The organism is Vibrio stylophorae, assembly GCF_921293875.1.
GTDB lineage: Bacteria > Pseudomonadota > Gammaproteobacteria > Enterobacterales > Vibrionaceae > Vibrio_A > Vibrio_A stylophorae.
Genome location: NZ_CAKLDI010000001.1, coordinates 580,686 through 593,941 on the forward strand (window position 1 = coordinate 580,686; position 13,256 = coordinate 593,941).

The following is a 13,256-nucleotide window of genomic DNA, read 5'->3' on the forward strand; positions in this document are numbered from 1 at the left end:
AGGAGAGTAGACTGCTGGCTCGACGCCTTGTCTGCTGGCTCAACAATTTGGAACATAGGTGGAAACATGTACGAGATTCTACTTGTGGTTTACCTGTTGGCCGCGCTGGCTTTAATTGGCCTGGTAATGATTCAACAGGGTAAAGGCGCAGATATGGGCGCATCATTCGGCGCTGGCGCTTCAAACACAGTTTTTGGTGCGAGCGGTTCAGGTAACTTCCTGACTCGAATGACAGCGATTATGGCTATCATCTTTTTCGTGGTATGCCTCGTGATTGGTAACTTGAGTGCCGGTCATGGTGATGATCGCAGCAGTATTGAACAACAACTGGAAAATAACCAGCCTGTTGCGGAGCAAACAGCTCCAGCGGCTCCTGTGAATACTGATCAGGTTCCGCAATAAAGAATTTTTGCCGAGGTGGTGGAATTGGTAGACACGCTATCTTGAGGGGGTAGTGCCTATTATAGGCGTGCGGGTTCAAGTCCCGCTCTCGGTACCAAATTAAGGACAAGTGTCCTGGTAACATCGCTTTTCTTGAAAGCTTGTTACTTGAGCGTTATAATTCGCTCACGAACACGGACGCGGGATGGAGCAGCTTGGTAGCTCGTCGGGCTCATAACCCGAAGGTCGTCGGTTCAAATCCGGCTCCCGCAACCAGTTAAAATCGTTATGGCTTGTATCAGCGGTAACGTACCATCGCTTCGATGGTGATCAGGGTACAGCAACATTAAACCCCGAATTTCGGGGTTTTTTGTTATCTGCTGTGACCTATCGGGTGCTAACTGGGCCGTATTGGGCCCTTTTTTCGTTTTTGGAGGTTAGGTTTTGACCGGCTTAGAAAAACAGCTAATGGAACTGCTCGAAGCACCAGTGCAAGCACTGGGTTATGAGCTTATTGGCTTAGAGTTCGTTCGTGCGGGTGAGCACTCGACACTGCGTCTTTTTATTGATCACGAAAATGGCATCACTGTAGAAGATTGCGCTGAAGTCAGTCGTCAAGTCAGTGCGGTGATGGACGTTGAAGATCCAATTACTGTGGCCTACAACCTTGAAGTTTCTTCTCCAGGTGTAGACCGCCCACTATTCACTGCCGCGCATTATGAGCGTTTTATCGGTGAAGAAGTGAAATTTGTGCTTAATATGGCGATGAATAATCGCCGTAAATGGAAAGGGATCATTAGCGCTGTTGATGGCGAAATGATCACAGTTACAGTTGAGGGTAACCAAGAGACCTTTGCTCTATCAAATATCAGCAAAGCAAACTTGGTCGCTAAGTTTTAAGGTTTATCGAGGCGTAATGTTATGAACAAAGAGATCTTGGCTGTCGTCGAAGCGGTGTCCAATGAGAAGGCTGTTCCTCGCGAGAAAATTTTTGAAGCGCTAGAAACAGCATTGGCCACGGCCACTAAGAAAAAGTACGAAGCAGAGATTGATGTCCGTGTAGCCATCGATCGTAAAACAGGTGATTTCGAAACTTTCCGTCGTTGGTTAGTGGTTGATGAAGTGACCATGCCAACGCGTGAAATCACACTAGAAGCGGCTAAGTTTGATGATGAAAGCATGGAACTTGGTAGCTTTGTTGAAGATGATATCGAGTCTGTGACCTTTGACCGCATCACTACCCAAACCGCAAAGCAAGTGATCGTACAAAAAGTACGTGAAGCTGAGCGTGCGATGGTGGTTGAGCAGTTCATGGATAACGAAGGTGATTTGATCACTGGTGTTGTGAAAAAAGTAAACCGTGACATCGTTGTGGTTGATTTAGGTAACAACGCAGAAGCTGTGATTCAACGTGATGATCAGCTACCACGTGAAAACTTCCGTCCTGGTGACCGTGTTCGTGGTTTGTTGTATTCAGTGCGCCCTGAAGCGCGCGGTTTCCAACTATTTATGACCCGTTCTAAGCCAGAAATGCTGATTGAGCTTTTCCGCGTGGAAGTGCCAGAAATTGGCGAAGAGATGATCGAACTACGTGGTGCTGCACGTGATCCTGGTTCTCGCGCGAAGATCGCTGTGAAAACCAATGACAAGCGCATTGACCCTGTGGGTGCTTGCGTGGGTATGCGCGGTGCACGTGTTCAAGCGGTTTCTGGTGAGCTTGGTGGTGAGCGTATCGATATCGTGCTTTGGGATGAGAACCCAGCACAATACGTGATTAACGCGATGGCACCAGCGGAAGTTGCTTCAATTATCGTTGATGAAGACAGTCACACCATGGACATCGCTGTTGAAGCGGGTAACCTTGCACAAGCAATTGGCCGTAATGGTCAAAACGTTCGCCTAGCATCGATGCTTACTGGCTGGGAATTGAACGTGATGACTGTGGAAGATCTTGAGAAGAAACATCAAGAAGAAGCACAAGGTTCAATTGAGCAATTCACCAAGCACCTTGATATCGACGAAGAGTTCGCGTTGATCTTGGTACAAGAAGGCTTTACTTCTCTAGAGGAAGTGGCTTATGTACCAATGGCTGAGCTACTTGAAGTTGATGGCTTGGATGAAGAAACTGCGGATATTCTGCGTACTCGCGCGAAAGAAGCATTGACCACACTTGCGCTTGCGCAAGAAGAGTCATTTGACGGCGTTGAGCCATCAGAAGAACTATTGTCTCTAGAAGGCATGGAACGCACTGTCGCATTTAAGTTGGCTGCGAAGGGCGTGAATTCGTTGGAAGACCTTGCTGAGCAAGCGACTGACGATCTATTGGATATCGAAGAGCTAAATGAGCAAAGTGCCGGTGATCTGATCATGGCTGCACGTAACATTTGCTGGTTTGGTGACGAAGCATAAGTCAACAAGGAAGGAGTCGTGTATGTCGGACGTTACAGTAAAAACTCTTGCCGAGGAGATCGGTACTCCTGTTGAGCGTTTAGTCCAGCAATTTGAAGATGCTGGCATGAAAAAGAGCCAAGGTGCTGCGGTTTCTCCAGAGGAGAAAGCCGCACTTTTGACTCATTTGAAAAAAGAGCATGGCGAAGCTGGTGCACAACCAGACCAGGCGCCTACGCGCCTGACGCTACAACGTAAAACTCGCAGTACTTTAAGCATTGCTGGCACTGGCGGCAAAAGCAAAGACGTGCAAGTAGAAGTTCGTAAAAAGCGCACTTACGTAAAACGTAGTGTGTTAGAAGAAGAAAAACGTGCAGAGGAAGATGCAAAAGCGCAAGCTGAAGCGGAAGAGCAAGCACGTTTAGCGGCTGAACAAGAGAAAAAAGACGCTGAAGCAAAAGCAAAACGTGAAGCCGAAGAGGCTGCGAAGCGCGAAGCTGAAGCGAAAAAAGAAGCAGAAGCCAAAGCCAAGGCGAAAAAAGACGCTGAAGTGAAGGTGAAAAAAGAGAAATCTGCTGAACAAATAGCTCAAGAAGAGCAGGCGAAGCAAGAAGCAGAAGCGCTGAAGCATCGCCAGGAAGAGGAAGCCAAGCGTAAAGCCGAAGAAGAAAGTAAGCGTCAAATTGAAGAGGCACGCAAAATGGCTGAAGAAAATGAAGCGCGCTGGTCTGAACAAGAGCAGCAGCAAAAAACTGAAGAACAAGATCATCACACCGTGACATCACGTTACGCGCGTGAAGCTGAAGATGAGCAAGACCGTCAACAAGAAGGCCCTCGTCGTCGTAAGAAGAAGAAGCAACAGCAAGAGCGCGAAGAGGAAGCGAGCAATCGTCGTCCACGTCGCCAGAAGAAAGGTGTTAAACCATCTTCAATGCAGCACGGTTTCCAAAAGCCAGCACAAAAAGTAAACCGTGACGTTGAGATCGGGGAAACTGTGACTGTTGCTGAACTTGCGAACAAGATGGCTGTGAAAGCAACTGAAGTAATCAAAGCGATGATGAAGATGGGCGCAATGGCAACCATCAACCAAGTGATTGACCAAGAAACTGCACAGCTTGTTGCAGAAGAAATGGGTCACAAGGTGATTCTTCGTAAAGAGAACGAGCTTGAAGAAGCTGTATTGTCTGACCGTGATGCAGATGCGAAAAAAGAGCCACGTGCGCCAGTTGTGACCATTATGGGTCACGTTGACCATGGTAAAACATCGCTACTTGACTACATCCGTAAAGCACACGTTGCGACTGGCGAAGCCGGTGGTATTACCCAGCACATCGGTGCATACCATGTGAAAACCAACAACGGTATGATCACCTTCTTGGATACCCCTGGACACGCCGCGTTTACCGCAATGCGTGCTCGTGGTGCACAAGCGACAGATATCGTTGTTCTGGTTGTTGCAGCAGATGATGGCGTAATGCCACAAACTATTGAAGCAATTCAGCACGCAAAAGCGGCAGAAGTACCTTTGATTGTTGCTGTGAACAAGATGGATAAGCCTGAAGCTGATCCTGATCGCGTGAAAAATGAGCTAGCTCAATACGGCGTGATCCCAGAGGATTGGGGCGGCGAGAACATGTTCGTTCACGTCTCTGCAAAAGCAGGTACCGCAATTGACGAATTGCTTGATGCGATCCTACTTCAATCTGAAGTACTAGAGCTTGAAGCTGTTGTTGATGGCATGGCGAGCGGTGTTGTTGTTGAATCACGTCTTGATAAAGGCCGTGGTCCAGTGGCGACTGTTCTCGTTCAAGAAGGTACGCTACGTAAGGGCGATATCGTTCTTTGTGGCCTTGAGCATGGCCGCGTTCGTGCAATGACTGATGAGTCTGGTAACGAAGTTCTTGAAGCGGGTCCATCCATTCCTGTAGAGATTCTAGGTCTTTCAGGTGTACCACAATCAGGTGACGAAGCGACGGTTGTTCGTGACGAGCGTAAAGCACGCGAAGTTGCGCTATATCGTCAAGGCAAGTTCCGTGATGTGAAACTAGCACGTCAACAGAAATCTAAACTTGAAAACATGTTCTCAAACATGGCTGAAGGTGAAGTTTCTGAGTTGAACGTGGTACTGAAAGCAGACGTACAAGGTTCTGTTGAAGCCATCGTTGACTCACTATTGAAACTTTCTACTGATGAAGTGAAAGTGAAGATTGTTGGCTCTGGTGTTGGTGGTATTACCGAAACTGACGCAGTGCTTGCAGCAGCATCTAACGCAATCATCCTTGGCTTTAACGTTCGTGCTGATGCAACTGCACGCCGTACGATTGAAGCGGAAAGCATTGACCTTCGTTACTACTCAGTAATCTATGCACTGATTGACGAAGTGAAACAAGCCATGGGCGGTATGTTGGCACCTGAGTTTAAGCAAGAGATCATTGGTCTTGCGCAAGTGCGTGACGTATTTAAGTCGCCTAAACTTGGTGCAATTGCTGGCTGTATGGTGACCGAAGGTACTGTGAAGCGTAACAACCCTATCCGCGTATTGCGTGATAACGTTGTAATTTACGAAGGTGAGCTAGAATCACTTCGCCGCTTCAAAGATGACGTTAACGAAGTTAAGAACGGCTACGAATGTGGTATCGGCGTCAAGAACTACAATGATGTTCGCGTTGGTGACCAGATCGAAGTCTTTGAAATTATCGAAGTTAAACGTACTCTCGATTAATCAATCGGTCGTTACAAACACCATGGGGGGCATTAGCCCCCCATTCTTGCTGTAAAGAGAAGATAAATATGGGTAAAGAATTTAGTCGCACGCAGCGCGTTGCGCAGCAGATGCAAAAAGAGATCGCTGTGATTCTACAGCGTGAAGTGAAAGATCCACGCATTGGTATGGTGACAGTTTCTGACGTGACTGTTTCACGCGATCTATCCTATGCGAAAGTTTTTGTGACCTTCTTGACCACAGATCCTGAAAAAGCCAAAGAAGGCATGAAGGGTCTACAAGAAGCCTCTGGTTATATTCGCAGCTTGCTTGGTAAAGCGATTCGTTTGCGTATTACACCTGAGCTGAACTTTGTCTTAGATGACTCTTTGATTGAAGGTATGCGCATTTCAAACTTGGTTTCACAGGCCGTAGCTTCTGATAAAGCACGCCGTGGTGAGTCCGATGAAGATGAATCGGATAGCCAAGAGGATCAAGCCTAATGGGTCGTCAACGCCGTCGTGGGCGTCCTGTCGATGGGGTGTTGCTGCTGGATAAACCAACGGGCATCACTTCAAATGACGCACTGCAAAAAGTAAAGCGTATCTATTTTGCGGAAAAAGCGGGCCATACTGGTGCGCTTGATCCATTGGCGACCGGTATGCTGCCTATCTGTTTAGGCGAAGCCACCAAGTTTTCGCAGTTTTTGCTCGATTCTGATAAGCGTTATCGCGTAATTGCCAAACTAGGTGAGCGCACCAATACCTCTGATGCTGATGGTGAAGTGATTCAAACTCGCGAAGTGAAAGTCGATCGCGGTTTACTGGAGCGCTGCATTGCCAAATTCCGTGGTGAAACCGATCAGATTCCTTCAATGTTTTCTGCATTGAAATATCAAGGTAAGCCATTGTACGAATATGCGCGCGAAGGCATTGAAGTACCACGAGAATCACGCAAAATCACGGTTTATAGCATTGAGCTATTGCGCTTTAGCGCTGATGAAATCGAAATGGAAGTGCACTGCTCAAAAGGCACTTACATTCGTACCATCATTGATGATTTGGGCGAAATGCTCGGTTGCGGCGCCCATGTGACTATGCTTCGTCGTATTGGCGTATCAAAATACCCAATGGCGCGTGTGGTCACGCTTGAGCAGCTTGAAGCTTTGCTTGAGCAAGCGCGTGAGCAAGAGATTCAACCGCGCGAATTGCTTGATCCACTGCTATTGCCAATGGATACCGCAGTACAAGATTTGCCTGAGGTCTTCTTGATTCCTCAGGTTGCAAGCTATGTGATGCAAGGCCAAGCGGTGAAAGTGCCTAACGCACCTGACTCTGGTTTGGTTCGTATGGTCACTGGTGAAACGCGTGAATTTATTGGTGTTGCTGAAATGAATGCTGAAGGCATGGTAGCACCAAAACGTTTAGTGAATCGCCAACAGGGCTAATTCATTCGCTGAAAGACTGAACAGTAGCGGGCTTTGAAAGGGTGCTTGCTTTTTCAAAGTGCTCTGTTAGAATCCTTCGGCTATTTCGCGTGTCGGCTGAATCAGAGATTGGCTGGCACATACTATAAACACACTCTATTAGGAGAGTTATTATGTCTCTGAGCGTAGAAAAGAAAGCTCAAATCGTTGCTGATTTCGCACGTGGCGAAGGCGACACCGGTTCACCAGAAGTACAGGTTGCACTGCTAACTGCACAAATCAACCACCTACAAGGTCACTTCTCTGAGCACAAAGGCGATCACCACAGCCGTCGCGGTCTACTTCGCATGGTTTCACGTCGTCGTAAACTTCTTGACTACTTGAAGCGTAAAGATCTAGATCGTTACCAAGACCTAATCAAGCGTCTTGGCCTACGTCGCTAATCACGCTTATGAGAAAGGGGCCGTTTGGCCCCTTTCTTTTTTTCTAAGACCCTGTAAAAATAGCTAAGGGGCAGATTCATTTCTCCACTTTCCGTCTGTTGTCGACCAATGAGGTCGCGACTATTACAAGGGCATGTATCAGCACGCTTCGTGTTTGTCTCGTGTATTTGTATTAGTCGCGATAGGACTGTGTGAGTGAACTGCAATATTTGATAGATGCATGACATCTACGAAGAAGGAATAATTCGTGAAACCTATCGTAAAACAATTTCAATATGGTAATCACACCGTCACTCTAGAAACGGGTGTAATGGCTCGCCAAGCAACTGCAGCTGTGATGGTGAGCATGGACGACACAGCTGTGTTCGTTTCTGTTGTAGGTAAAAAAGAAGCAGTTGAAGGCCAAGATTTCTTCCCATTGACCGTCAACTACCAAGAGCGTACTTACGCTGCTGGTAAAATCCCTGGTGGTTTCTTCAAGCGTGAAGGCCGTCCATCTGAAGGCGAAACTTTGACCGCGCGTCTAATCGACCGTCCAATTCGCCCGCTATTCCCTGATGGCTTCACTAACGAAGTTCAAGTGGTTGCAACTGTGGTTTCTGTAAACCCTGCTGTGAGCCCTGATCTTGTTGCAATGATCGGTACCTCTGCTGCGCTATCTATTTCTGGTATTCCATTCCACGGCCCAATTGCTGCGGCACGTGTTGGTTATATCAACGATGAATTGGTATTGAACCCAAGCATCGCTGAACTTGCAGATAGCAAGCTAGACCTTGTGGTTGCAGGTACTGAAAACGCAGTATTGATGGTTGAATCAGAAGCCGATCAACTTTCTGAAGCGCAAATGCTTGCAGCGGTTGTATTTGGTCATGAGCAACAACAAGTTGTGATCAATGCGATTAAAGAGTTTGCAGCTGAAGTGGCTACCCCTGCATGGGATTGGACTGCACCTGCGAAAAACGTTGAGCTTGCTGGTAAAGTGGCAGAGCTTGCTGAAGCGCGTTTCGTTGAAGCATATCAAATCACTGAAAAAATGGCGCGTTACGATGCCGTTGGTGAAATCAAGAAAGCTGTTGTTGAGCAGCTGATTGAAGAAGATGACACCCTAGATGCCGGTGAGATCAAAGATCTGCTTGGTAGCCTAGAGAAGAACGTAGTTCGTAGCCGCATCATCGCTGGTGAAAAACGTATCGATGGCCGTGAAAAAGACATGGTTCGTGCACTAGACGTACGTACTGGCGTATTGCCACGTACTCACGGCTCTGCACTATTTACGCGCGGCGAAACTCAGGCGTTGGTGACCACAACCCTTGGTACTCAACGTGATGCGCAAATCATCGATGAAATCACTGGTGAGCGTACTGACAACTTCTTGTTGCACTACAACTTCCCTCCATACTGTGTGGGTGAAACTGGCTTTATCGGCTCACCTAAGCGTCGTGAAATCGGCCATGGTCGTCTAGCAAAACGTGGTATCGCTGCTGTGATGCCAAGCCAAGATGAATTCCCATACACAGTACGTGTGGTTTCAGAAATCACTGAATCAAATGGTTCATCTTCAATGGCATCTGTATGTGGTACTTCACTATCACTGATGGACGCAGGTGTGCCAATCAAAGCATCTGTTGCGGGTATCGCGATGGGTCTTGTGAAAGAAGGCGATGATTTCGTTGTTCTTTCTGATATTTTGGGTGATGAAGACCACCTTGGTGATATGGACTTTAAAGTTGCGGGTTCAAACCAAGGTATCACAGCACTACAAATGGATATCAAGATTGAAGGTATCACCAAAGAGATCATGCAAATTGCATTGAACCAAGCTAAAGGTGCACGTCTGCACATTTTGAGCGTAATGGATCAAGCAATTGCGGGTCACCGTGAAGATATTTCTCAATTTGCACCACGCATTCACACCATCAAGATCAACCCAGAGAAGATCAAAGATGTGATTGGTAAAGGTGGCGCAGTGATTCGTGCCTTGACTGAAGAGACTGGCACAACGATCGAAATCGAAGATGACGGTACTGTGAAGATCGCAGCGACTGATGGCGATGCAGCGAAAGCAGCCATTGCTCGTATCGAGACTTTGACTGCTGAAGTTGAAGTGGGTCGTATCTACACCGGTAAAGTAACCCGTATCGTTGATTTCGGTGCATTTGTTTCTGTATTGGGTCCAAAAGAAGGCTTGGTACACATTTCTCAAATCGCTGAAGAGCGCGTAGAGAAAGTGTCTGACTACCTAACTATGGGTCAAGAAGTTCAGATCAAAGTGATCGAAGTTGACCGTCAAGGTCGCATTCGTCTAAGTATGAAAGAAGCAGCTGCAGATCTTGCGGCGCAGTCTGAAGGTGAGAGCTCTGACGCTTAACCATTCGGTTGAAAACATGCTATAAAGGGGCCAAAGGGCCCCTTTTTCTTTTTGGAGAATCACTTGTCTCGTCTAATTTCGTTGTCTCTCGCTGTGCTGATGTATCTCAGTTTGACGGGATGTAGTGCCTTAACAAACAGTAGTGATACTTACTGGCAAGCGCCGCCTATGGCGATTCCACTTCAGCCCACACTTGAGCTAGAAGCGCAGCTCGTGCGTATTGATCAAATCTTAGCGAAACCAGATCTAAACGATGATATTCGCGCTCAGCTCTATTTTCGCCGTGGCTTGGTTTATGACAACCTTGGCCTACGTGATATCGCCCGGGTTGACTACGAAGCCTCTTTAAATTTGATGCCAGCACAGCCAGAAGTGTACAACCAGCTTGGGGTTTATTTTACCCAAAGTGGCGAGTATGACATGGCCTATCAGGCCTTTAGTTCTGCTTTAGAGTTGGATCAAAGCCATGATTTTGCGCTACGTAATCGCGGTATCGCATTTTATTACGGCAAGCGTTATCAGCTCGCTGAAAAAGATTTACTGAGCCATTATGAGAATAACCCAAACGATCCTTATCGAATTTTGTGGCTCTATCTGAATGAAATGGAAAGCCAACCAGAGCAGGCAAAAGCCAACTTAGAGTCGCGTTATCAGGCCGCGAAAAAAGAGGGCTGGGGTTGGTATATGGTGGAAATTTACCGACAAAAACAGAGTGATGATGCGATTATCAAAGGTTTAATTAGCACCGCACCAGATAACCGCGCGCTTGCTGAACGACTCTGTGAAGCCTATTTTTACTTAGGTAAACGCTATCTCCATGAAGGCAAAACGCAGGCGGCATTTGATCTATTTAAGCTTGCCATGGCCGCTAATGTGCAAGATTTTGTCGAGCATCGCTATGCGCTCTTAGAGCTGGAAGGGATTTTGCAAACGCAAATGAACCAAGCAAACGCCCATGAGACTGCGAAGTAAAAGGTAGCAGCAAAAAATATAGGAGAGGTCATGCGAGCAAATACGGTCAAAGGGGCATTGATTGCTGCAGGTTGTAGTGCTTTGCTGGCTTGTAGTGCCTCTCCAACCGGCCGTAATCAGCTATTGATGTTTTCTTCACAAGAGATGTCCGCACTGGGTGTGCAATCTTTTGAGCAGATCAAGCAGCAAGAAAATATAGAGCGCGATCCAAAAGTGAACGCTTACGTTCAGTGTGTGGCCAATGCAATCACACCTTATGTGCCAAGGGACGGCTCATTTCAGCAGTGGGAGGTGGTTGTATTTGATAGCCCACAAGTCAATGCCTTTGCACTGCCTGGCGGAAAAATCGGTGTTTATACTGGTCTTTTGAATGTCGCTAGGACTCAAGATCAACTTGCTGCCGTTATTGGTCATGAGATTGCGCATGTGGTCGCGCAGCATAGTAATGAACGTCTTTCTCGCTCGCAATTGGCCAATGCAGGATTACAAATCACCAGTATTGCTGTGGCGGGCAGCGACTATAGCCAATACCATGATTTGACTATGCAAGCACTTGGCTTAGGTGTGCAGGTCGGTGTCTTACTGCCCTATGGACGAGAGCAAGAGAGCGAAGCCGACGTGGTTGGCCTCGACTATATGGCGCAAGCTGGATTTGACCCAAGCCAAAGTATCGCGCTGTGGCAGAATATGGCTAAAGCCTCGCAAGGTCAGCAGCCCCCCGAGCTACTTTCAACACATCCCTCATACAGTCATCGCATTCGCGATCTGAAAGCCACACAGGCTCGACTTCCGCAATACAATAAAAAAGCGCCCGATTGCGAGCGCTTTTTGAAGTGATCTTATCTTAGATAGTTTGCATTACCAGCAGTGGTCACCACCCGTTGCAGTGCCTAAGCCTCCTGCGTTGTAGGTGAGTGTGCCGCATTCGTCATCCGCTTGAATACTAGTTGGGGTGGCGACAATATAGAAAATTTCACCTCCAGTCGCTTTACTTGGGCGGTGTATGGCAAAACTATAGCGTTCAAAACTAATATTGCAGTCAGCACAAGTTGTTGATGAAACATCTGTTACTGTTCCTGCTGCTACTGGATAGCTGCGATTCTTAGTGAATTCATAATCCATATAAAGTTGTAGTTTAACTAAAGAGCCTTGTGCTTCATTCCTATAACTTTTCAAAACACTTTTTTGATAATTCGGATATGCGATCGCACCTAATATTCCAATAATAGCGACGACAACTACAAGCTCTAGTAGGGTAAATCCTTTTATGCAATTTCGTTTCATTTGTTTCACCACTCTTTGAGTCTACTCGTGAATCCATCTTTCAACTAAGACTGTCATTGTCAAGCAGTGATATTCTATTAGCAATACTCGTTTTTTGTCTCAATAGAATTACATCGGAAACTGCGCTATGGCTCGAATGGCTCGAATATCCAAAGGTTTTACTTTGATTGAATTGATTATTGCAATCGCTGTACTTGCAGTACTGGTTGCCGCGGCTGCTCCGAGTTTTAAAGGACAGATAGAAGCAAGGCGACTACTCAAGGTCGCTGATGAGTTACAGTGGACTATGACACAAGCAAAATCTTTTGCGGTGATGCAGAATAAGCTTGCGTATGTTCACATTTTAGGTGGTGGTGGTGATTGGTGTGTTGTTGTTGGCGCATGGGATGATCCACCTAAAAGTTGTGATAATTCAGCTATCAGTAGTTGGCCTTTTTTCACATCATCAAAGAAAAATAAACGAATTCAATTTTCTTACACTGGAAATGATTTGATATCTGTTGATCCGGTGCGTGGCTCTTTTAATCAAGGGGGAAGCTTAAAAGTTTTCACCGGTGATACATCAACTGTATCAGTTAGTTATTTGCAAAATGGTCGCGTAAGAAAATGTGCCGTAGGAGGAAAAGCATATGGTTTGCCAAGCTGTTAGTAAATTTTCATTTCAAAAAGGCTCACTGGGTTTTTCATTGGTTGAATTATTGATAGCGATGACTCTAGGGTTAATTGTTATTGGTATTGTTGGAACGGTTTATACATCAGGAATGAAGAACTCTACGGTCGCAATGAAACGTATGGCACTTTATCAAAGCCTAAATGATGCTATCTCTATTATGGCTTTGGAAATAGGTCGCGCAGGCCATAGTGAATCTACTGGAGAGACCTCAAAGTTAAATGGTGCGACAACATCAGTTACAGTCCATCCTGCTGCCAGTGTACCTGTAAGTAGTGATTGTATTGATTATATCTATCGTCGAAAAATCCCAGGTGGTGCATTAAGTGATCAAAATGGTGCTTTTTTTATTGATGAAAGTCATGGCGTCCAAAGTTTATTTTGGGTGAAAAATTCAAACCCAGGCGTTGCGACAATGGCACTTTGTAATTCCAAATATACACCGCCATTAACAGATCCTGATGTGGTTGAAATTACTCATTTTAAATTAGAGCAGAAAAAAGTAACACAGGGTGAGCAAGTGTCAAATTATATAATTGTTCATTTGGAAGGTCGTTTACGACATGATCATGCGATGAAAACAACCATTCAGCGTGAAATTAAAGTTAGAAACTGGGATTAAT

Annotated in this window: 13 protein-coding genes and 2 tRNA genes; 14 read left to right on the forward strand and 1 reads right to left on the reverse strand. The window is 46.3% G+C overall.

The features are described from left to right. The first annotated feature begins 66 nt into the window (after positions 1 to 66). The 12 genes from secG to L9P36_RS02745 all read left to right on the forward strand — a co-directional run bounded on the left by secG (position 67) and on the right by L9P36_RS02745 (position 11,516). Entirely contained in the window at positions 67 to 402 is a 336-nt protein-coding gene (secG, locus tag L9P36_RS02690) for a preprotein translocase subunit SecG (RefSeq protein ID WP_237464694.1), read from the forward strand. 9 nt (positions 403 to 411) lie between these two features. Further along, a tRNA-Leu gene (locus L9P36_RS02695) sits at positions 412 to 499 on the forward strand. 81 nt (positions 500 to 580) lie between these two features. Continuing rightward, a tRNA-Met gene (locus L9P36_RS02700) sits at positions 581 to 657 on the forward strand. Positions 658 to 825: 168 nt separating this feature from the next. Continuing rightward, on the forward strand, positions 826 to 1,281 hold the full coding sequence (gene rimP, locus L9P36_RS02705; protein ID WP_237464695.1) for a ribosome maturation factor RimP: 456 nt from the start codon (positions 826 to 828) through the stop codon (positions 1,279 to 1,281). 21 nt (positions 1,282 to 1,302) lie between these two features. Next, positions 1,303 to 2,790 (forward strand): transcription termination factor NusA, encoded by a 1,488-nt coding sequence (gene nusA / locus L9P36_RS02710; RefSeq protein ID WP_237464696.1) that lies wholly within the window; start codon positions 1,303 to 1,305, stop codon positions 2,788 to 2,790. Positions 2,791 to 2,812: 22 nt separating this feature from the next. Beyond that, entirely contained in the window at positions 2,813 to 5,491 is a 2,679-nt protein-coding gene (gene infB / locus L9P36_RS02715; protein WP_237464697.1) for a translation initiation factor IF-2, read from the forward strand. Positions 5,492 to 5,559: 68 nt separating this feature from the next. Then, positions 5,560 to 5,973 carry a 30S ribosome-binding factor RbfA gene (gene rbfA, locus L9P36_RS02720; protein WP_237464699.1) on the forward strand — a complete coding sequence of 138 codons (414 nt, stop codon included), beginning with the start codon at positions 5,560 to 5,562 and terminating at the stop codon, positions 5,971 to 5,973. After that, positions 5,973 to 6,917, forward strand: coding sequence for a tRNA pseudouridine(55) synthase TruB (gene truB, locus L9P36_RS02725; protein WP_237464700.1), 945 nt, complete (start codon positions 5,973 to 5,975; stop codon positions 6,915 to 6,917). Before rbfA ends, truB begins: the two co-directional genes overlap by 1 nt. A gap of 152 nt (positions 6,918 to 7,069) precedes the next feature. Beyond that, the gene (gene rpsO / locus L9P36_RS02730; protein ID WP_237464702.1) at positions 7,070 to 7,339 is read left to right on the forward strand and encodes a 30S ribosomal protein S15; all 270 of its coding nucleotides are present in this window, start codon (positions 7,070 to 7,072) and stop codon (positions 7,337 to 7,339) included. Positions 7,340 to 7,586: 247 nt separating this feature from the next. After that, complete coding sequence (pnp, locus tag L9P36_RS02735; RefSeq protein ID WP_237464704.1) at positions 7,587 to 9,707, forward strand: polyribonucleotide nucleotidyltransferase; 2,121 nt, start codon at positions 7,587 to 7,589, stop codon at positions 9,705 to 9,707. A gap of 99 nt (positions 9,708 to 9,806) precedes the next feature. Then, positions 9,807 to 10,679, forward strand: a complete 873-nt coding sequence (gene nlpI / locus L9P36_RS02740; RefSeq protein WP_435532756.1) for a lipoprotein NlpI — start codon at positions 9,807 to 9,809, stop codon at positions 10,677 to 10,679. Between the two features lie 30 nt (positions 10,680 to 10,709). Next, a complete protein-coding gene (locus L9P36_RS02745; protein WP_237464708.1) occupies positions 10,710 to 11,516 on the forward strand; it encodes a M48 family metallopeptidase in 807 nt (268 codons plus the stop codon). 21 nt (positions 11,517 to 11,537) lie between these two features. Here the strand turns inward: L9P36_RS02745 and L9P36_RS02750 are convergent, their stop codons facing one another. Continuing rightward, on the reverse strand, positions 11,538 to 11,963 hold the full coding sequence (locus tag L9P36_RS02750; protein WP_290368662.1) for a type IV pilin protein: 426 nt from the start codon (positions 11,961 to 11,963) through the stop codon (positions 11,538 to 11,540). Between the two features lie 127 nt (positions 11,964 to 12,090). On the opposite strand from L9P36_RS02750, the gene L9P36_RS02760 reads away from it, so the two are divergent. Beyond that, entirely contained in the window at positions 12,091 to 12,612 is a 522-nt protein-coding gene (locus L9P36_RS02760) for a GspH/FimT family pseudopilin (protein WP_237464710.1), read from the forward strand. Continuing rightward, positions 12,593 to 13,255 (forward strand): PilW family protein, encoded by a 663-nt coding sequence (locus L9P36_RS02765; protein ID WP_237464713.1) that lies wholly within the window; start codon positions 12,593 to 12,595, stop codon positions 13,253 to 13,255. The genes L9P36_RS02760 and L9P36_RS02765 overlap by 20 nt, the downstream gene beginning before the upstream one ends. Position 13,256: the final 1 nt, after the last annotated feature.